The organism is Rhodococcus sp. C26F (assembly GCF_053345925.1).
On the sequence record NZ_JBKFBA010000025.1, the window covers coordinates 1 to 21,524 of the forward strand.

At 69.5% G+C, this 21,524-nt stretch carries 12 protein-coding genes; 4 read left to right on the forward strand and 8 right to left on the reverse strand.

Annotated features, from left to right (window positions below):
• Positions 1-41: 41 nt before the first annotated feature.
• The gene (locus tag ACLBYD_RS20975; protein ID WP_447817947.1) at positions 42-1,406 is read right to left on the reverse strand and encodes a cation:dicarboxylate symporter family transporter; all 1,365 of its coding nucleotides are present in this window, start codon (positions 1,404-1,406) and stop codon (positions 42-44) included.
• 260 nt (positions 1,407-1,666) lie between these two features.
• Here ACLBYD_RS20975 and ACLBYD_RS20980 point away from each other — a divergent pair, with 260 nt between their 5' ends.
• Positions 1,667-3,214, forward strand: coding sequence for a sensor histidine kinase (locus ACLBYD_RS20980; RefSeq protein WP_447817948.1), 1,548 nt, complete (start codon positions 1,667-1,669; stop codon positions 3,212-3,214).
• Positions 3,211-3,903 carry a response regulator gene (locus ACLBYD_RS20985; protein WP_447817949.1) on the forward strand — a complete coding sequence of 231 codons (693 nt, stop codon included), beginning with the start codon at positions 3,211-3,213 and terminating at the stop codon, positions 3,901-3,903. The genes ACLBYD_RS20980 and ACLBYD_RS20985 overlap by 4 nt, the downstream gene beginning before the upstream one ends.
• An 89-nt stretch (positions 3,904-3,992) precedes the next feature.
• On the opposite strand, the gene ACLBYD_RS20990 is transcribed toward ACLBYD_RS20985, so the two are convergent.
• The 3 genes from ACLBYD_RS20990 to ACLBYD_RS21000 form a co-directional block, all read right to left on the reverse strand.
• Entirely contained in the window at positions 3,993-4,385 is a 393-nt protein-coding gene (locus ACLBYD_RS20990) for a hypothetical protein (protein ID WP_447818001.1), read from the reverse strand.
• Positions 4,386-4,488: 103 nt separating this feature from the next.
• Positions 4,489-6,636, reverse strand: coding sequence for a S9 family peptidase (locus tag ACLBYD_RS20995; protein WP_447817950.1), 2,148 nt, complete (start codon positions 6,634-6,636; stop codon positions 4,489-4,491).
• Between the two features lie 6 nt (positions 6,637-6,642).
• Complete coding sequence (locus ACLBYD_RS21000; protein ID WP_447817951.1) at positions 6,643-7,530, reverse strand: phosphoribosylaminoimidazolesuccinocarboxamide synthase; 888 nt, start codon at positions 7,528-7,530, stop codon at positions 6,643-6,645.
• A gap of 107 nt (positions 7,531-7,637) precedes the next feature.
• On the opposite strand from ACLBYD_RS21000, the gene ACLBYD_RS21005 reads away from it, so the two are divergent.
• Together ACLBYD_RS21005 and ACLBYD_RS21010 are read left to right on the forward strand one after the other, a co-directional pair.
• Complete coding sequence (locus ACLBYD_RS21005; RefSeq protein WP_447817952.1) at positions 7,638-9,071, forward strand: MDR family MFS transporter; 1,434 nt, start codon at positions 7,638-7,640, stop codon at positions 9,069-9,071.
• Between the two features lie 74 nt (positions 9,072-9,145).
• Complete coding sequence (locus ACLBYD_RS21010; RefSeq protein WP_447817953.1) at positions 9,146-9,544, forward strand: hypothetical protein; 399 nt, start codon at positions 9,146-9,148, stop codon at positions 9,542-9,544.
• A 68-nt stretch (positions 9,545-9,612) separates the two neighbouring features.
• On the opposite strand, the gene entS is transcribed toward ACLBYD_RS21010, so the two are convergent.
• The 4 genes from entS to ACLBYD_RS21030 all read right to left on the reverse strand — a co-directional run bounded on the left by entS (position 9,613) and on the right by ACLBYD_RS21030 (position 21,514).
• On the reverse strand, positions 9,613-10,863 hold the full coding sequence (gene entS / locus ACLBYD_RS21015) for an enterobactin transporter EntS (protein WP_447817954.1): 1,251 nt from the start codon (positions 10,861-10,863) through the stop codon (positions 9,613-9,615).
• 10 nt (positions 10,864-10,873) lie between these two features.
• Positions 10,874-11,095 carry a phosphopantetheine-binding protein gene (locus tag ACLBYD_RS21020; RefSeq protein ID WP_059382429.1) on the reverse strand — a complete coding sequence of 74 codons (222 nt, stop codon included), beginning with the start codon at positions 11,093-11,095 and terminating at the stop codon, positions 10,874-10,876.
• A gap of 36 nt (positions 11,096-11,131) precedes the next feature.
• A complete protein-coding gene (locus tag ACLBYD_RS21025; RefSeq protein WP_447817955.1) occupies positions 11,132-20,374 on the reverse strand; it encodes an amino acid adenylation domain-containing protein in 9,243 nt (3,080 codons plus the stop codon).
• A gap of 111 nt (positions 20,375-20,485) precedes the next feature.
• On the reverse strand, positions 20,486-21,514 hold the full coding sequence (locus tag ACLBYD_RS21030) for an ABC transporter substrate-binding protein (RefSeq protein WP_447817956.1): 1,029 nt from the start codon (positions 21,512-21,514) through the stop codon (positions 20,486-20,488).
• Positions 21,515-21,524 lie beyond the last annotated feature (10 nt).

Genomic DNA, 21,524 nt, shown 5'->3' on the forward strand with positions numbered 1-21,524 from the left:
AATTTCCGTAGCGGACAGCCATTGTCGTAGCGGATGCCGGATCAGACGGAGACCTTCTCCAGGTTCGCCGGTTCGCGCTCGGGAGCGGGCTCGTGATCGTCGACCATCATGCTCTCGTCGAACGGCAGCCGTCCGCTGAGCACCTCGTCGACGCGGTCACGGTCCACCGACCGGGTCCAGGTGCCGATGAGCAGGGTCGCGATGGCGTTGCCGGAGAAGTTGGTGACGGCTCGCGCCTCGGACATGAACCGGTCGACACCGACGATCAGGCCGACACCGTCGAGCAGGTCGGGACGGTGGCTCTGCAGCCCACCGGCCAGAGTGGCCAGGCCCGCACCGGTGACCCCGGCCGCGCCCTTCGAGGCAACGATCATGAACAGCAGGAGCGAGAGCTGCTCGCCCATGTTCAGCGGGCTGCCCATCGCGTCGGAGACGAACAGAGCAGCCATCGTCAGATAGATCGCGGTGCCGTCCAGGTTGAACGAGTAACCGGTGGGCACGACCACGCCGACGGTGGTGCGCTGGACACCGAGGTGCTCCATCTTGGCGATCAGACGCGGCAGCGCGGACTCCGACGACGACGTCGCGAAGATGAGCAGGTACTCGCGGGCGAGGTACTTCACGAGCTTGAACACCGAGACACCGGCGACGGCCCGCAGCAGCGATCCGAGGACGCCGAAGACGAACACGACGCACGTGAGGTAGAAGGCGATCATCAGCACACCGAGCTGCAGGACCGCGCTCAGTCCGGTCTGACCGACGACGTTGGCGATGGCGCCGAACGCACCGATCGGGGCGAGCCACAGGATCATCGTCAGGATGCGGAAGACGAGCTTCTGCAGGTGGGCGATGCCGCGGAGGATCGGTTCACCCGACTTGCCGATGCCCTGGATCGCGAAGCCGACGAGCAGCGCCACGAACAGGGTCTGCAGGACGCTGCCGGCGGTGAGTGCGGAGAGCAGGGAGGTCGGGATGATCGACGCGATGAAGTCGACGGTGCCGCCCGCCGCGTGTGCCTTCTCGGCGAGTTCGGCACCCGAACCGGCGTTGGCCGGATCGAGGGTCAGACCCGATCCCGGGTCGAGCAGGTTGCCCACACCGAGGCCGATCGCGAGTGCCACGGTCGACATGCCCACGAAATAGATCAGCGCGAGTCCGCCGATCCGGCCGACACTCGCCGCGGCCCGGACCGACCCGATACCGAGCACGATGGTGCAGAAGATCACCGGGCTGATCATCATCTTGATCAGGTCCACGAACATGGTGCCGAGGACACCGAGCGACTTGCCCGTCTCCGGGGCCAGCCATCCGACGGCGATACCGGCGACGACAGCGATGATGACGCCGATGTACAGCCAGTGGGTACGGTCGCGGCGTTTCCCGTCGCGTTCGGTGCTGGTGCTCATGGGGTGCCCTTCGATCATGCGCGGGCTCGTCGCGCGATGTTCACGGATAACGGGATGCGGTGACGCACCGGCGGGGACTCGGGAATCGACCGTGGTTCGGTCGGGTACTACGGGACCCTGGTAGGGCCTCTCCGCGCCCGGGCGGTGACCGGCATCACGTCCACACAGGAAATGGTGGTGGTCCGCTCACTGCGGGAGAAGTTTGTGTACATAGTGTTCACGGGAGGTGACCGGTGAACCGTCGCGAGGCGAGACCGCCGATGAGTGTGGCGGGCCAGCTGCTCATCCTCCAACTGGTGGTGTTCACGGTGGTAGCGATCGTGGCGGGTGCGCTCATCGTCGTCGACGAACGCCGCGACGCCGACGAGGCCACGCGCCGCACCGTGACGGATATCGCAGTGACCGCCGCGCTCTTCCCGGAGGTCTCGGACGGATTGGTCTCTCCTGATCCGACGGCAGCGCTCCAACCCCGCGCCGAGCAGATCCGTGAGGCGACCGGGGTGGACTTCGTCGTCGTCGTGGACCCCGAGGGCATCCGTGTGACACACCCGGTCCCGGAGCAGATCGGACTCCCCTACACGGGTCACACCGACGAGGCCCGCTCGGGCACGCCGTTCACCGAGACGTACACCGGCAGCCTGGGCCCGTCGATACGCACCATCGCCCCCGTCTACGACGACGGCACGCTCGTCGGGTTCGTGTCGGTCGGGGTGACGCGGGAGAGGATCGCCGAGAACTTCGTGCGGAGCCTGCCGGGCATCCTCGGCCTGGTGGCGGCCGGGCTCGGGGTCACCGCGGCGGGTGGCTATCTCATCTCCCGGAGGCTCCGCCGGCAGACCCTCGGCCTGAATCCCGACCAGCTGCGGCGCATGTACGAACACCACGACGCCGTCCTGCACTCGATCGGTGAGGGACTGCTGGTGTTCGGCACCGCCGACGGTTCCCCTCGCGTCGACATCGTCAACGACGAGGCCCGCCGGCTGCTCGGGTTGGAACCCGTCGGCGCGGTGGAGTTCGACGGTCTGCCCGCGACGGTGCGCGAACTCGCCGTCGCCGACGAGGCACGCGACGAGGTGCACCTGACCCGCGACCGGGTCCTGGTGGTGAACAGCGATGCGGTGGTGTGGAACCGGCGACGCATCGGTACGGTCGTCACTCTCCGCGACCACACCGAACTACGCGGTGTCCTGGGCGAACTCGACTCGGTCCGCGGGTTCGCCGAGTCGCTGCGGGCGCAGGCACACGAGTCGGCGAACCGCCTGCACACCATCATCACGATGGTCGAACTCGGCCGGCCGGACGAGGCGGTCGCCTTCGCGACGCAGGAACTGGCGGTGTCCCAGCACCTGATCGACAGGCTGACCGGCGCCGTCCACGAACCGGCGCTGTCGGCACTGCTGCTCGGCAAGATCGACGAGGCCGCCGAACGAGGTGTGGAACTGACCGTCACCGACGACACGGAACTCGGTCCGGTTCCGATCCCGCCGCGCGATATCGTCACTCTCGTCGGGAATCTCATCGACAATGCCATCGACGCCTCCCATGCGTCGGACGATCCGTGGGTGGAGGTGACTGTGCGCCAGGAGGATTCGTCGATGGTCGTCGAGGTCGCCGACAGCGGGCCGGGGATGTCACCGGAAGTGCTGGCCCGGGCCATGCAGCGCGGCTACTCCACCAAGTCCGAGCAGCGCGGTCTCGGACTCGCGCTCGTCGCCCAGGTCGTCGCCCGTCACGGTGGCACCCTGCGCACCGAACCGTCGCTGGGTTCGATGATCGTCGCCGAGATCCCTCTCGGAGGCGCGTCGTGATCCGGGTGCTCGTCGTCGAGGACGATCCGCTCATCGCCGAGGCCCACCGCGAATACGTCGGCAGGGTGGAGGGATTCGAGGTGATGGGCGTCGCGCACACGGGCCGCGACGCCGTGCGGGCGGTCGCGTCGGCGGCGCGGGCGGGAACACCGGTGGACCTGGTGCTGCTCGACATCGGACTCCCCGACACGAACGGCCTCGAGGTCGCCGCGCGCCTGAGTGCCGGTCGTCCGAGCCCCGACATCATCGCCGTCACATCGAACCGCGATCTGGAGGTCGTGCGGACGGCGGTCGCGCGGGGGGTGGTGTTGTATCTGCTCAAGCCGTTCACCTTCGCGGCGCTGCAGGACAAGCTCGAACAGTACGTGGCCTATCGTTCGGCGCTGCGCGACGCGGAGACGGCGGCGGGTCAGCACGACATCGACCGCGCCATGGCGGCCCTGCGCACGAGCAGTTCCCGCCCGTCGACCCCCAAGGGCATCTCCCCCGACACGCTGTCGAAGATCACCGATTTCCTCCACGACGCCGACGGCCCGCGCACCGCCGCGGAAGTCGGCTCGGCCGTGGGGGTCTCACGCGTCACGGCGTGGCGTTACCTCGAACGGCTCGCCGACGACGGAGCCGCGACCCGCATCACCGAGTACGGCCGCGCCGGCCGGCCCCAGGTCCGGTACGAACTGCGCAGGTGAGCGGTCGTGCATCCGCTACACACTTCGTCATCCTGACAACCAGCGAATTGCTGCGGCGAATAGCGAAAACGCGAGCGGATACGAGTAGCTCACGGCAGGTAGTGCTTGCGGACGAGCCGATGCCAGCGCCGCTGCCGGTACCGGAACAACACCCCGGCCACCGCGACGGCGACCGGCGTCAGACGTCCGGCGTCGATGTCGACGACGTCGCTGTACCGGCACCGGCGCTCACCTGCGGGCTCGACGTGCAGGGTGTGGTTCCACTGCCGCAGCACCCCACCGTGTTCACGGGTGCGAACGGTGCGGGTCGCCGGATCGACCTCGACGACCTCGATCGTGTGACGGTAGGCCGGGAGCACGTGGAGGACCCACACCCACCCGCTGCCGCGCTCGCCCTCCTGTAGCGGCGTGGCGCGACCGGCCAGCGCCGGCATCCCGAACAGACCTCGGACGACGTACAGGAAGGTGACGGGCGAGAGCATCGCCTCCCACACCCGATCGGCCGAGGTGGGCAGTTCCGTTTCGAGCCGGATCGACCGCACCGGTCACCTCCCCTGTTCCACCGACGTGCCCTCGGGGTGCAGGCTACTGCGCGGAAGCCTCCGCGCGGTAGGCGCCGGATGTCTCGAGCACCCACGCGAACTCGAACGCGACCTCGCGCCACTTCTCGTAGCGACCCGACACACCGCCGTGCCCCGCGCTCATCTCCGTCTTGAGCAGCAAGGGGGCATCGCCGGTCTTCGTCGCGCGCAGCTTGGCGACCCACTTGGCGGGTTCGACGTAGAGCACGCGGGTGTCGTTGATGCTGGTGATCGCGAGAATCGCCGGGTAGTCCTTGGCCTCGACGTTCTCGTAGGGGCTGTACGAGCGCATGTACTCGTACACCTCTGGGTTCTCGAGCGGGTTGCCCCACTCGTCCCATTCGATCACCGTGAGCGGCAAGGACGGATCGAGGATCGAGGTGAGCGGGTCGACGAACGGGACGTTCGCGAGGATGCCCGCGAACAGCTCGGGTGCGATGTTCGCGACCGCACCCATGAGCAGGCCACCGGCACTGCCGCCGTCGGCGACCAGCTTCTCCGGGCTCGTGACGCCGGCGTCGATCAGGTGCCGCGCGCACGCCACGAAGTCGGTGAAGGTGTTCTTCTTCGTCAGCGACTTGCCGTTCTCGTACCAGTGCCGGCCCATCTCGCCGCCGCCGCGCACGTGCGCGACCGCGAAGACCATGCCCCGGTCGAGCAGCGACAGGCGTGCGACGGAGAAGGCCGGGTCGATGCTGGCCTCGTACGAGCCGTAGCCGTACAGCAGCGTGGGCGCGTTCTCGGGGGTGCCCTTGCGCGCGACGATCGACAGCGGGATCTTCGTGCCGTCCTCGGCGGTCGCCCACTCGCGGCGCTGCTCGTAGAGCGTCGGGTCGAACTCGCCGAGCACCGGCTGCGACTTGAGCAGCTTCAGCTCACCGGTGCTCACGGTGTAGTCGTAGACCCGGCTCGGGGTGATGAACGACGTGTAGCCCAGACGCAGTGTGGGCTGGGTCCATTCGGGGTTCGCGCCCGGTCCGACGGCGAAGAGTTCCTCGTCGAACTCGAGTTCGGTGAGCTTGCCGTAGCCCTCGTCGGTCAACGGCCACACCGCGAGTCGGGTGAGGGCTTCGCGGCGGTAGCCGAGCACGAGGTGTCCCTCGAACGCGTCGACGTCCTCGAGGCGCACGTCGTGCCGGTGCTCGATCAGAGTGCGCAGCGCGGACGGGTCGTCGACGGGAGCCTCGGCGAGGACGAAGTTCTCGGCCTTCTCCCCCGTCTCGGGGTCGACGTCGTTGTGCAGGATCAGGAAGCGGTCCTCACCGGCGATCACGGCGTGCTCGGCACCGTACTCGACACCTTCGCGGCGCGGCAGGATCACGCGGAATTCGCCTGTGGGGTTCTCGGATTCGAGCACCCATCCCTCGGTGGTGATCTTCGAGCCGACCCAGATCATGAGGTACTTCTCGCTGCGGGTCGAACCGATCGACACCCAGTACCGCTCGTCGGGTTCGTGGAAGACCTTCACGTCCTCGTCGACGGAGGTGCCGAGCTTGTGCCGCCAGACGGTGTCGGGCCGCCACGACTCGTCGACCGTCTGGTAGAAGACGTGGCTGTGGTCGAGCGCCCACGTCGCTCCCGGTGCGGTGCCGGGGATCTCGTCCGCCCGCATCTCACCGGTGGTGAGGTCCTTGATGCGCAGGGTGTAGCGCTCGTCGCCCACGACGTCGGTCGAGTACGCGAGCAGCGTGCCGTCGTGGCTGATCGAGAACGCCCCGAGCGAGAAGAACTCGTGCCCTTCCGACTCGACGTTGCCGTCGAGGAGCACCTGCTCGCCGGGGAGTTCCACACCAGGCGTGACGTCGGGCGGTGTCCAGTCGTCGGCGTCGGTGATCGGGCACCGGCACTGGATCGCGTACTGCTTGCCCTCGACGGTGCGGGCGTAGTACCACCAGTCGCCCATCCGGGTGGGGACCGACATGTCGGTCTCCTGGGTGCGCGACCTGATCTCCTCGAAGATCGCCTCACGCAGCGGAGCGAGATGCTCCGTCTGCGCCTCGGTGTACGAGTTCTCCGCTTCCAGGTACGCGACGACCTCGGAGTCGTTCTTGTCGCGCAGCCATTCGTAGTCATCGACGAAGGTGTGCCCGTGGTGGGTGCGCTCGAGCGGCACCTTCTTCGCGACCGGCGGAGTGATCTTCGAGGAGGTCATATGCGGTCAGCCGATCCAATCGTCGAAGGACATTCCCGAAATACGTTCGTACGCCTCGATGTAGCGGGCACGCGTCCTGTCGACGACGTACTGCGGCAGCGGCGGGGGCGGGGTGTCGGAGGCGCGGTCCCAGCCCGATTCGGGTCCGGTGAGCCAGTTCCGAACGATCTGCTTGTCGAAGCTGGGCTGCACTTTGCCCTCCTCGTACTCGTTCGCGTCCCAGTAGCGGGACGAATCCGGAGTGAGGACCTCGTCGGCGAGCACCAGGTTGCCGGCCTTGTCGAGACCGAACTCGAACTTGGTGTCGGCGAGCAGGATGCCGCGTTCGGAGGCGTACATCGCGGCGCGGTCGTAGATGTCGAGCGTGTCCTGGCGCAGCTTCATCGCCAGGTTGAGCCCGACCTTCTCGACGACGTCGTCGAACGAGATGTTCTCGTCGTGGTCGCCGAGCGCGGCCTTGCTGGCCGGGGTGAAGATCGGCTCGGGCAGCCTGCTGGCCTCGACGAGGCCCTCGGGCAGGGCGACCCCGCAGACGGAGCCCGTGGCCTGGTAGTCGAGCAGGCCGGAGCCGGTGAGGAAGCCGCGGGCGACGCACTCGACGGGCACCATCTCGAGGCGCTTGACCACGAGTGCGCGGCCGAGGACCTCCTCGGGGATACGCTCGTCGTCGGGTTCTCCCGCGAGATGGTTGTTGGTGGCGTCGAGCAGCTTGAAGAAGAACACGCTCATCGCAGTGAGGACCCGCCCCTTGTCGGGGATCCGGGTCTCGAGCACGTGATCGTAGGCCGAGATCCGGTCACTGGCGACGAGGAGCAGGTGCTCGTCGTCGATCACGTACAGATCACGCACCTTGCCGCCGGCGAGGTGTTGGTAGGACTCGAGTGAAGGACGCACGCTGACACCCTAGTGCTCATCGAGTGGGCGTACCGCAACCCGTGGCGGATATCCCACTCGGTCACAGCACGACGGAACAGCGACGCGAGAGTGAGAACAGGAGTGGCATGGCCGCATCGTCGCGAGTGGACGTCGGGTTCAGGTCCGAACGGGGCCCGATCCTCATCGCTCTGATGCTCGCCACCTCCCTCGTGGCGCTCGAGAGCACCATCCTGGCCACCGCGGTCCCGACGATCGTCGCGGACCTGGGCGGCTTCACGCAGTTCCCGTGGTTGTTCTCCGCCTACCTGCTCACGCAGGCGGTGCTCGTCCCGGTCTACGGCAAACTCTCCGACGTCTTCGGCCGCACTCCGCTGTTGTTGTTCGGGATCGGGGTGTTCGCGGCGGGTTCGGTGCTGTGCGCGGTGGCGTGGAGCATGCCGGCGCTGATCGCGTTCCGCGCGGTGCAGGGACTCGGCGCCGGTGCGGTGCTGCCGATGGCGCAGACGATCGCCGGGGACATCTACACGGTCGCCGAGCGGGCCAAGGCGCAGGGCTATCTGGCCAGCGTGTGGGGTATGTCGGCGGTGGTCGGCCCGGCCGTGGGAGGCATCTTCGCCGACTTCCTGTCGTGGCGGTGGATCTTCTGGGTCAACCTGCCGTTGTGTGCCCTCGCGGCGTGGGTGCTCGTCCGCAACTTCCGCGAGGAGAAACCGGCCGGACCACGACCGCGGGTGGACTGGGCCGGCGCGGCGACCCTCGCGGCGGGCGCCGCCCTGTTGATCCTCGGTCTGCTCGAGGGCGGCCAGTCGTGGGCGTGGACGTCGGCGGCGAGCATCGGCATCTTCGGCGCGGGCGCGACGCTGATCGTGGTGTTCGTGTGGATCGAGTCCCGGGCGGCCGAGCCGATCCTGCCGATCCGCCTGTTCACCCGTCGGGTGCTCGTCACCACCAGCGCGGTGTCGTGCCTGGTGGGTGCGGTCGTGCTGGGTCTGACCTCGTACGTTCCGTCGTTCGTGCAGGGCGCGCTGGGGACCACGGCGCTCGTCGCGGGCTTCACGCTGGCGACGATGACGATCGGCTGGCCGATCGCCGCGGCGCAGTCGGGCCGGCTCTACCTGCGGATCGGTTTCCGCAACACCGGCCTGGTGGGTGCGGTGCCGCTGCTCTGCGGCGCGGCACTGTTGACGCAGGTCGGGAAGGATTCGGCTCCCTGGCAGGTCGCGGTCTGCTGCGTCCTCGTCGGTCTCGGGATGGGGTTGATCGCCAGCCCGTCGCTGATCGCGGCGCAGTCGAGTGTCGAGTGGTCCGAGCGGGGCGTCGTCACGGGGGCGAACGCCTTCGCCCGCGCGATCGGCAGCGCGGTCGGAGTGGCGGTGTTCGGTGCGCTCGCCAACGCGGCCCTCGGTGGTGCAGTGGCGGACGAGACCACCACGGGGGCTCCCGACGCGGCGCAACTGGCGGCGTCCGTGGCGCCGGTGTTCGTCGCCGTTCTGGTCTGCGCCGTCCTGCTGGTGTCGTGCGTGTGCCTGATCCCGAACCGTCCGGTGGCGGCCGGGTAGGCGACACGCCGCGTGCCTATACCGTTACCTACGCGCTGTTTCGTATTCGCTCGAGATCGGGCACCATCTCTGCGGTGAGAACGACAAGCGGCGGCAAGGACACCATCGACGACGTGACGTACTTCCCCGTCGGGGCTGCGGAGCATGCTCTGCAGCGACTGGCACACGCCACGGCGATGCAGGACACGACGGATTACGAGTCGCTGCGCTCTGCCATGGACGCGGAGTACTTCTGGCGCGGTGTCGCCGAGACCTTCCGGATCGCCGACGAGGCGTTCCGGATCGTGTCGTCCGCGACCCGCGACCGGCAGGACATCTCCGCGCACGTCATGGCACGCGCTGCCGACTGGGTGGGCACCATCGAGCTCGCCGCCGAGGGATCCCGGCTGTACGGCGCGCTCGTCGCCTACACCCAGGGCGTCAGCGAAGGGTATTCGGCCGTGGAGGCCTGGGCGCGCGACGGACGGGTATGACGCGAAAGCGCTGATCGACGCGAAGACGGGGCCGGGGATCACCCCGGCCCCGCTCGCCGAGCCGCAGGTCAGCCCACAGCTTCGAGATCGCCCGCGTCCTCGAACCGCCGCAGCGTCGGGGTCGCGACGAACATGATCGCGATGATCACCACACCGGCCACGCCGTAGACGGTCAGGGCCATCGAGATCGGCACCAGCGAGGCCACGACGCCCGCCGCGACCGCGCCGACGGAGGTACCGGCCGTCACCTGCGCGCCCCACACGGCCGCGATCCGTCCGCGGTACTCGTCGGAGGTGTTGCGCTGGACGGTCGCGTACCGCACGACGTCCGCGAGCGAGTCGCCGAAACCGTGCGCGGCGAGGCCGAGCAGCACGACGGCGAGGACGCCGGTCGCGCCGGCACCCACCAGACCCGCGGCGGAGACCGCCATGAGTAGGTACACCACCAGCCCGTACCGGCGGATCGAGCCGGTCCAGCCGCTGGTCAGCGAGCCGACCACGGCTCCGACGGCGGGTGCGGTGTAGAGCAGGCCGACCACCGACGGTCCGACGCCGAGCACCTCGTCGGCGAACTCCGGGATCAGCACGGCCCAGCCGGACAGCAGCATCGCGAGGAATCCGACGATCAGCACCTGCCCCACCACGCGGTTGTGTGCCGCGTACCGGAAGCCCGACACCACAGACTTCAGCGGTGATTCCTCCGCCACGTGCGTCGGCGGCAGCGACGGCAGGCGGGTGATGCAGAAGGTGGTGATCGCCGTGGTGAACGCCGCGAGCGCGTAGGCCACACCCACACCACCGGCGGCGATGACGACACCGCCGAGCGCCGGGCCGATCATGGAGCCGAGGTCGGCGGTCAGCGCCATGAGCGCGCCGGCCGCGGCGAGCTTGTCGCGCGGGATCAGGCTGGGGGTTACCGCCATGAGCGCGGTCGACGAGATCCCGCCCGCGATGCCGTCGACGACGGCGAGCACGTAGATCGCCCACATCTGCGGTTCGGGCAGGAACGCGTTGATCGCCAGCAGCGCGAAGGCGACGCCCGCGGTGCCGCGGGCGAGGGCGATGACGTTCCGCCGGTCGTACCGGTCGGCGAGCACCCCGCCCGCGAAGGTGGCCCCGAAGGTGGTCACACCGATCACCGCGGAGACGGCGGCGACCTGCGCCGTCGAGCCGGTGAGCTGGTACACCTGCACGGGCACGGCCACGATGAGGAAACCGAGACCGAGCAGCGACACGACGCGTGCGGTGAACAGGTACCGGAACTCGCGGCTGGTCCGCAGCGGGTCGAGGTCGATGAGGAGCTTCTCGAAGACGGCCACGATCACCCGCTCATCCGCGGGTGAGCAGCGCGATCCACTGCTCGAGGTCGGGGGCGGAGGCGAGATCCACGAAGTCGACCTCGACGCCGGCGCTGCGCCACTGTTCCACGAGGGCCATCAGCCGGACGGAGTCGAGTCCCTGGTCGACGAGGCTCGCCGAGGGGTCGAGTTCGTCGACGTCGATGTCCAGGATCCGGGCGGTGTCGGCGAGGACGGTAGTGCGATCGAGCATGGTGTTCTCCTTCTTTCGATGTGCAGGCGCTATGCCCTAGTAAGCGGTGCCGGTGAGTTCTCTCGCGGCGACGACGACCTGCACCGTGTCCTGCCAGATCCGCGCGATCTCGGCGAGCGTGTCCGCGTCGACCACGTCCGCTGCGGCGGCGAACTCGCATTCCAGAACCGCGCCGTCCGGGGTGTCCTCGGTGATCGCGTCCACCTGCAGGACGTGGTCGAGCGGCATGTCCGGATCCACCGAACCCCCGATCGCAGCGGCGCCCGGTGCACCCGACCACGGGCTGCCCGACGCCTCGCCGAGCGTGAGCCGACCGAGGTAGTTGAAGACGACGGCCGGCGGCACGTACCGGGCGAAGCGGTCGCCGAAGTCCGGGTTCAGTCGACGCAGCAGGCCGAAGCCGATGCCGTTGTCGGGTCGTTCCCGCGACGCGCGGGCCACCGCACGCAGCGCCGCGCCCGCGGCGTCGGTGTCCCGGGACGCGGACGCCACGTCGACCTCCGCCAGATCCACCGTCACCGGATACATCGACGTGAACCAGCCGACCGTGCGCGACAGGTCGGCACCGGGGACCACCTGCTCCTCCCGGCCGTGTCCCTCGAGGTCGATGCGGACCTGGTCGCCGCCCCGGACCGACGCCACCGCGACGGCGAGGGCCGAGAGCAGGATGTCGTCGACGACGTCCGCGGCCAGTACCCGTTCGGTGACGTCGACGGGCAGTTGCACGCGGGTCGACCGGGTCGAGAGGACGGTGTCGCGTGCCGGGTCGAGCGGGCGCGAACCGAGCATCGGTTCGTCGGCGTCGACGGCGCGCTGCCAGGCCGACCACGACGCGGTGATCTGCTCCGAGCGTGCGGCGTTCGCGAGTTCGTCCGCCCACACCCGGAAGGGTGTGCCGCTCGACGGCAGGGTCACCGGCTCCCCGCGCTCGGCCTGTTCGACGGCGTCGGCGAGGTCGGGGACGAGGATCCGCCACGACACGCCGTCCACCACGAGGTGGTTCACGACGATCAGGACGCGTCCGGCCTGCTGCGGCCCGAAGTCGAACCACACGATCTGCACCATCATCCCGTTCTCGGGATCGAGTGCGGCGTAGGCGTTCTCACGCTCCTCGTCGAACAACTCGTCCCAGTCCCGGCCCGTGGCGTCGACGCGCCGCACGGCTGCGGTGAGGTCGGGAACGGTCTCGGGGACCGTCCACGACGGTCGGCCTTCGTCGTCGACACGGAAGGTCGAGCGCAGCATCGGATGGGCGGCCACGAGTGCCTCGACCGCGGTACGCAGGGTGTCGAGCGTGAGCCCGACCGGCGCGACGAGCAGTCGCGCCTGCGAGAACCGGGACAACCCCGTCCACTGCTCGAGGGTGTCCCACACGATCGGCGTGACGGTCACCTCGCCCGCCACGTCGCCGACGGCTACCGGACGGGTCTGTCCGCCGCCACTGTCGATCGCGGCCGCGAGTGCCTCGACGGTGCGCAGCTCGATCACCTGACGCGTGGTGATCCACAGCCCTGCCGCCCGGACCTTCGACACGAGCTGGATCGAGACGATCGAGTCGCCACCGAGGGAGAAGAAATCGTCGTCGATCCCCACCCGTTCGAGTCCGAGCACGTCCGCGACGAGTCCCGCCAGGACCCGCTCGGTGTCGGTACGCGGTGCACGCGCACCGACCAGCGACGAGAAGTCCGGCTCGGGCAACGCCTTCCGGTCGACCTTGCCGTTGGCGGTGACGGGGAAGGCGTCGAGCACGAGCACCACGGCGGGCACCATGTAGTCGGGCAGACGCTCGGTAACGGCGGCACGGACGACCGCCGGATCGACGGCACCGTCCGGGGTCACGTAGCCGACCAGACGCGTCACTCCACGACTGTCGGTGTGCGCGTTCACGACCGCGTCCCGCACCCCGCGCACCGCGGTCAGCGCGGCCTCCACCTCACCGAGTTCGACCCGGAAGCCGCGGATCTTGACCTGATCGTCGCCGCGGCCGAGGAATTCGAGCACGGGCCGGCCGTCGGCACCACGCACCCGCCGGACGAGGTCGCCGGTGCGGTACATACGGGTGCCGTCGTCGGCGAAAGGATTCGGCACGAACCGCACCGTCGTGAGGTCGGGTCGGCCGAGATATCCGCGGGCGACACCGGCACCGGAGACGTACAGTTCGCCGACCACACCCATCGGGACGGGCCGGAGCATCGCGTCGAGGACGTACGCGCCGGCGCCGTACACGGCCCGGCCGAGGCACGGTGTGTCGGCGTCGGTGACGGCCCCGATGAGCGAGTCCACGGTGCATTCGGTCGGTCCGTAGAGGTTGAAGGCGCGCCCGTCGGTCAGCTCCCGCAGTCGCTGCCACGACGCCGGATTGACTGCCTCGCCACCGAATCCGACGGAGGCGGGGCGGTGTCCGCTCTCGTACAGTCCGGCCGCGAGCATGCGGTCGAGGAAGGACGGGGTGACCTCGAGGAAGTCGAGTTCGTGCTCGAGCGTGTATGCGACCATCCGTTCGGGATCACGCATGGTGTCCTCGTCGAAGACGTGCACCGTGTGTCCGTCGAGCAACCACAGGGTCGGCTGCCACGAGGCGTCGAAACCGAACGACCACGCGTGCCCGACGCCGACGGAATCGCGTCCGGACGCCGCGACGGTCGGGACGTAGAGATCCGCGCGGTGACTCTCGAACAGGTTGAGCAGGTTCGCGTGCGTGACCGCGACGCCCTTCGGCAGTCCGGTCGAACCGGAGGTGTAGATGACGTACACGCCGTTGTGCGGGCGCAGCGCACCGAGCCTGTCGGCGTCGGTCATCGGGGCGGTGGAGAATCCACCGAGTTGTCGCTGCAGGCCGGGGTCGTCGAGCACCACGATCCTCGTATCGCCTGCGACGGGGACGATACCGTCGAGAACCGAGGCGACCGTGACGATCACCTGTGGCCGGGAGTCGGACACCATGTGCGCCAGTCGATCCTGCGGATAGGACGGGTCCATCGGCACGTACACGCCACCCGACGAGATCGCCGCAGCGATCGCGACGACCATGTGCTCGGACCGCGGCAGCGCGAGTCCCACGACCGTCTCCGGTCCGACTCCGGCGTCGACGAGGAGCCGCGCGAGTCGCGCGGATCGCTCGCCCAGTTCCGCGAACGACAGTGTCGTGCCGTCGGCGACCACCGCAGGTGCGTGCGGGGTGCGGGCGATCTGCCGCGCCAGGAGATCGGCGACGGTCGCCGCTCCGCTCGACGGGGCCGCGGGGGTCGTCGACCGGTCGCTGCGCAGACCGGCCCGCTCGGCGGTCGTGAGCACATCGAGTTGCGCCACGGTGCCGGGGTTCTCGGCGACGAGCTGGTCGAGGATGCGGACGAGGCGCTCCCCCAGTGCGGTGGCGTCGTCCTCGGTGAACAGATCGGTCCGGTACTCGAGGCCGAGGTGCAGTTCGTCCTCCAGTCCCGCGACCAGCACGAGCGGGAAGTTCGTGGCGTCCGAACCTCCGACGGAGCCGACCCGCACGCCACCGTCCCGCTGCGCCGCGTCGAGGGCGTCGCGGTCGACGGGATAGTTCTCGAAGACGAGCAGGGTGTCGAACAGTTCGCCGATCCCGACGGCACGCTGGATGTCGGCGAGACCCACGTACTGGTGGTCCATCACACGGTTCTGTGTGGCGTGCGTGCGCGTGACGAGATCGGTGATCGACTCCCCCGCCTGCGTGCGGACGCGTACCGGGACGGTGTTGATGAACAGGCCGATCATCGATTCCACGCCCGGCACGTCGGGGACGCGTCCGGAGACGATCGCACCGAAGACGACATCGGTTCTGCCGGTGAGCGATCCGACGAGAAGACCCCAGGCGGTCTGGACGAGTCCGTTGACCGTGACACCCTGTGCGCGGCTCGCTTCGACGAGTCGTCGCGAGAGTCCGCCGGGCACGGCGACCGTCAGTTCGGCGGGAAACTCCGGTCGCAGCGCCGTACCGGACGGTGCGACGAGGGTGGGTTCGTCCACGCCGTCGAGCAACTCGCGCCACACCTCGACACCGGCCGCGACGTCCTGTTCGCCGAGCCAGTCGAGGTAGTCGGAGAACGGCGCGACGGGCGCGAGTCCGGCGATGGAGCCACCGGCGGCGTAGATCTGCAGGAGTTCCTGCACGAGCAGCGGGGTGGACCAGCCGTCGGAGACGAGGTGGTGCATCGTGAACAGCAGTCGCGCCCGCGACGGTCCCGCGACCACCAGCGTGAAGCGCACCAGCGGTGCGGCCGCGAGATCGAACCTGCGGGCACGGTCGGTGGCCAGCAGTTCCGTCACCCGCGTGTCGAGATCGTCATGCCCGACGGTCCCGAGATCGACGACCTCCCAGTGCGGTTCGGCGGTACGACGGACGACGCCGATCGGTTCTCCCGCTGCGCCGAGCCGATATCCGGTGCGCAGCACGGCGTGCCGGTCGACGAGTGCACGCACCGAGCGCTGCATCGTGCCGGCGTCGACGCGGCCGTCGAGGGCGAGGTCGGTCTGCATCGTGTAGACATCGACACCCTCGGCGACACTGCCCGATCCCGACGGCTCGTCCAGTCCGGCCAGGAAGTACATGCCGCGCTGCAGGGGTGTCAGCGGCACGATGTCCTCGATGCCGTCCGGATTCTCGGCGTGCAGTGCGAGCACCTCGTCGACGGACAGCCCGGACGCCGTGAGCACCGACGGCACGGGGACGCCCACGGCACCGCCGGAGACCGTGTCGGTGAGAAGGTGCAGTGCCGCGAGCCAGCGCTGCCCGATCCGGCGGGCCCGATCGGCGTCGAGGGCACCGGTGGCGTAGGTGAACACCGCCGAGAGAGCGGGTCCGTCCGGTCCGTCCTCCGTGATCGCGTTGACGTCGAGGACGTGGTCGAGGGGCATGGCCGGATCGACGGAACCACCGAGCGCGGCCGCCTCGGGTGCGGCCGACCACGCGGAGTCGGCGGTATCGCCGAGGGTCATCCGGCCGAGGTAGTTGAACATCACCTCCGGGGTCCGGTAGCCATCGAAGCGGTCGCGGTCGTCGCCGAGGAAACGCAGGAGACCGAAGGCGATTCCGTTGTCGGGAATGCGTTTCAGCGATTCGGTCGCGTGGGCGACGGCTCGGAGCGGAGCACCACCGTCGAGCGCACGGTCTCCGCCGAGTTCGACCGTCACGGGGTACAGGGAGGTGAACCATCCGACGGTACGCGACAGGTCGGCACCGGGCACGATCTGTTCCTCGCGGCCGTGACCCTCGAGATGCACTCGCAGGGCGGATCCGCCGCAGACGTCGGTGACGGCGAGTGCGAGGGCCGCGAGCAGCAGATCGCCGGTGCCGATACCGAGGGCGGACGGAACCGTGGTGAGGATGCGTTCGGTGACGTCGACCGGTACGTCGATCTCGACGGACGCCGAGGTCGACACGATGTCGCGCTGCGGGTCCAGGGCGCGGCTTCCCACCGCGGGCGCACTCTCGGCGGCGAGGGCGGATTCCCAGACCGGCCACGATCCGGTGATCCGCTCGGACGAGGCCGCTTCGACGAGCGATTCCGCCCACTCCCGGAAGGACGTCCCGGTGTCCTCCGGCGCTGGCGTCTCCCCGCGGGTGGCCGCGGAGACGGCACCGGCGAGGTCGGGCACCAGGATCCGCCACGACACGCCGTCGACGACGAGGTGGTGCGCGACGACGACGATGCGTCCGGCCTGTTGCGGTCCCGGGTCGAGGAAGACCACGCGGAGCATGACCCCGACCTCGGGGTCGAGTGCGTCGACGGCGTCCGACGACGCTTCGGCGATGAGATCGTTCCACGAGACCTGTTCCGTGGTCGAGAGATCCACTCGCCGGACGAGCGTCGCGGCCTCCGGGATGTCCTCGGGCACGATCCACGACGGTCCGGAGTCGCCGACGGTGAACCGCGAGCGCAGCATCGGGTGGGCCGCGAGCAGCGCCCGCACGCCCGTGACCAGATCCGTCTCCCGCAGACCGACGGGGGCGACGAGCGTCCGGGACTGGGTGAATCGGCGCAGCGAGTCGAACGATCCGAATGCGAGGGATTCGTGCACGATCGGCGTGACGGGCACCGGTCCGGTCGCCGCCGTCCGGGCTCGTCGGGGTTCCTCGGCGGGTGCCTCGCACGCTGCGGCGAGTGCGGCTGCGGTGCGCAGTTCGAAGACCTGGCGGGCCGTCACGCGCAGGCCGGCCGCGCGCAGACGCGACACGAGCTGGATGGAGACGATCGAATCGCCACCGAGGGTGAAGAAGTCGTCGTGGACACCCACGCGGTCGAGGCCGAGGACGTCGGCGACGGTGGCGCACAGCGTCCGCTCGGTCTCGGTGCGCGGTTCGCCGGCACCTGCGAGGGACGAGAAGTCGGGTTCGGGCAACGCCTTCCGATCGACTTTGCCGTTTGCCGTCAGCGGAAGGACGGGAAGAGCGACGAGCACGGCCGGGACCATGTAGTCGGGCAACCGGTCGGCGAGCGCGGCCCGCACCTCAGCGGTGTCGGGTCCGTCGCCGACGATGTACCCGACGAGGCGGGTGGTCCCCCGGTCGTCGGTGTGCGGGACCACCACGGCGTTCCGCACGGCCGGATGCGCGGTGAGTGCGGTCTCGATCTCGCCGGGTTCCACTCGGAATCCTCGGATCTTGACCTGGTCGTCGTCGCGGCCGACGTATTCGAGTGTGCCGTCGTCCGTCCAGCGCACGACGTCGCCGGTGCGGTACATGCGGGCACCCGCGGGCCCGTGGGGGTCGGCGACGAAGCGCGCCGCGGTCAGGTCGTGCCGGCCGAGATAGCCTCGGGTGACACCGTTTCCGGAGACGTACAGTTCACCGGCCACTCCGATGGGCACGGGACGCAGCCAGTGGTCCAGGACCCGCACGCTCGTCCCGGGAGTGGGACCGCCGATCGTCACGGTGTCCCCCGCGATGTGCGCGGAGGTCGCGTCGACGGTGCATTCGGTGGGTCCGTAGCAGTTCGTCGCCACCACGTCGCTCGCGGCGAGTCGCTGCCACAGCGCGGTGCTCACCGCTTCGCCGCCCACGGTGACGATCGCGGGAACGTGCCCACCCGGTTCGAGGAGACCGGCGTCGAGCAGGCGGTTCATGAGCACGGGCACGGTGTCGACGTAGTCGATGCCGTGGGTGCGCACGTAGTCGACGATGTGGTCGACGTCGGCACGGTACTCGTCGGGAAGCACGTGCAGCACATGGCCTTCGAAGAGCCAGGTGAGCGCGGCGACCGCCGAGTCGAAGGCGAACGGGTAGGTGAGCAGGACGTGCCACTGGCCGTCGCGCGGCGCACGACCGGCGGCTTGCATGGGCCCGGCGGCCTGTGCGGCGTGCAGGTCGGCGAGATTGGCGTGCGTGACGGCCACGCCCTTCGGCAGACCCGTGGAGCCGGAGGTGTAGACGACGTAGGCCAGATGACCGGGGCGGAGCGGAGCGCGCCGGTCCGCATCCGTGAGCGGAGCGGACGGCAGCGCCGACAGTGTGGACTCGACGTCCGGGTCGTCGAGGACCAGCACGTCGGCCCCGTCGAGCACGTCGCCGAGACCCGCGCGCACGGCCTCGGTGGTGATCACCAGTCGCGGTGCGGCGTCGGTGATCATGTGCTTCAGCCGGTCGGCGGGATAGGACGGGTCGAGCGGCAGGTAGGCGCTTCCGGAGGTGAGGACAGCGACGATCGCGTCGACCATGGCGCCGGTCCGGGGAAGCGCGAGACCGACCCGGTCGTCGGGTCGCACCCCGCGGTCGACGAGCAACCTCGCCAGTCGTGCGGAGGCCGCGCCGAGTTCACCGAACGACGATTGCTGTTCACCGCACACCACTGCGGGGCGGTCGGTGCCGGTGGTGAACCGGTGCGCGAGCAGGTCGGCGACGGTGCCGCTCGACGGTGCCGCGGGTGCGGTGGACCAGGTGCCCAGCACGCGTTCCCGTTCCGCGGGCGGCAGAACGTCGAGGTCGGCGACAGGCGCATCGGGCCGGGCACACAGGGCCGCGAGGATCGCGACGAGGCGGGCGCCCAGGGCGGCGGCCTCGTCCGCGTCGATCAGCGACGGGCGGTGGTCGATCTTGACGACGAGCCGGTCGGACATGCCGGCCGTGAGGACCAGCGGATAGTTGGTGGCGTCGCGTCCGTCGACGCCGGTGATCGTCACTCCCCCGGCGTGCTGCGCTCGTTCGAGGGCGTCGCGGTCGACGGGATAGCTCTCGAAGACGGTGAGGGTGTCGAACAGTTCACCGATCCCGACGGCGCGCTGCACTTCGGACAGGCCCAGATACTGGTGGTCGACGGTGCGCGACTGCTCGAGCTGTACGCGTCGCAGCAGCTCGGTGACGGTCGCGGCGGGATCGAGCCGCACCCGCACCGGAACGGTGTTGATGAACAGTCCGACCATCGATTCCACGCCGCCGAGTTCCGGCGGTCGGCCGGAGACCGTCGCGCCGAAGACGATGTCGTCGCGGCCGAGCAGACCGGACAGGAGCATCGCCCACGCGGTCTGCAGCACCGTGTTGAGCGTGACCCCGCTCGCGCGGGTGAGCTCCGCGAGCTCCGCACCGAGCCCGTCGGGGACCGGCACCTCGAGTTCGTCGCAGCGTTCCGACGAGCGGGTCGCACCCGGCGGTGCCACGAGCGACGGCTCGCTCACCCCGTCGAGCGCCTCCCGCCACAGCGACCGGGCGGCCTCGTGGTCCTGGCGCCCGAGCCACGCGAGGTAGTCGCGGTAGGGGCGCACGGACGGCAGGCCCGACGCCGATCCCCCGGCGGCGTAGATCTCGAGCAGCTCGCGCACCAGGATCGGGGACGACCAGCCGTCGACGACGATGTGGTGGGCGGTGAGCAGCAGGCGCACCTCGTCGGCGCCGAACCGCACGAAGGTCCAGCGCACGAGCGGCGGTTGCGTCAGGTCGAACCATTCGTGCAGGTCGTCCTCGACGATCCTCTGGAGCCGGCGTTCCGCCTCGGCGCGTTCGAGACCGGACAGATCCTCGCTCCGCCAGGGATTCTCCACTCCCGACACGACGAGACCCGCCGTACGGCCGTCCTTGCGGGGACGGAAACACGCGCGCAGCGCCGGATGACGGTCGAGCAGCGCCTGGGCGGAGGCCGCCATCCGCTCCTCGTCGACCGCGCCCGAGAGACGCACCACGGATTGCACCGTGTAGGCGTCGGGGTCGGTCGCACCCGTGTCGTCGGATGTCGAGCCGTTCGGCGCCGCAACGGTACTCAGGTAGAGCAGGCCCTGCTGCAGCGGTGAGAGCGGGACGATGTCTTCGAGCGCAGTGGAACGGGTCATCTGTCGCTTTCGGTATAGGACGGTCGATTCGGGCACGGACGAGGAACGGCCCCCGCGTCGGGACGCCGGGGGCCGTTCGGTCGGCGGCGCGGGGAGGACCCGCAGCCGCGACTACTCCTGGTTCTGGTTGGCAGGAAGCTTCGCCAGCTCGGCATCGATGGAATCGAGTGCCAGCAGAGCCGTTTCGTAGGTCGCCGCACTGGAGTACTTGACGGCGACGAGGTTGCCGGCCTTCACGGCGGGCAGATCCTGCCACAGCGGGGAGGCGAACAGTTCCTCCAGCTCGGGCGGCAACGAACCGTCGGCCTCGACACCGTAGACGATCACGTCGGCCTCGCCGAGGTTCTCGGGCAACTGCTCGACCGACAGGTACTCGGCGTGAACTCCCTCGGGATCGGTCGGCTCACCGAAGAAGTCGAACCCGAGATCGTCGAACAGGTTGGTGGTGTACGACGAGGCGTATTCGCGGGAGAACTCACCGGGCTCGGTACCGCACACACCGCAGACGCCGGCGAACTTCAGGCCCCCGAGCGAGTCGGCGTACTTGTCGGCGATCTCGGCAGCGCGAGCCTCGTACTCCTCCTTGAACTCCCCGTAGGAGTCGCTGACGTTCGCAGCGTCGGCGTACTGCTCACCGAGTTCGCGCCACTCGCCCGGGACCGTGAGTCCGACGAAGACCACCGGGGCGAGCGCCTCGAGCTTGGCCACGTCGACCTGCTCCTGCACGCGGGCCGGGACGCCCATGATGATGAGGTCGGGATCGGCGGCGGTGACGGCCTCGTAGTTGAGCTCCGAGACAGCGCCGTCTGGAGCGACCTTCGGCAGCGCCTCGTAGGCGGCCAGGGTCTCCTCGTCCATGTTGTCGAGCTCGCGGCTCCACTCGCACACGGCGGCGAGGTTCGCGCCGGCCTGGATGAGCGGGAGGGTCGCGTAGCCGCAGGACACGATCCGCTGCGGGTCGGCCGGGATCTCGATGCTGCCGTTCTGCGCTTCGAAGGTGCGCGTCGCGGCGGAGTCGGTGCCGCTCTCCGTGCTGCTGCTGTCGCCGTCACTCGAACATCCCACAAGTCCGACGGCCAGCAGAGCTGCCGCGCCGAGCGCCGCGGCGCCCCGCGCGCGCTTGCGTTCCAGAACGCGCATCGTTGTTCTC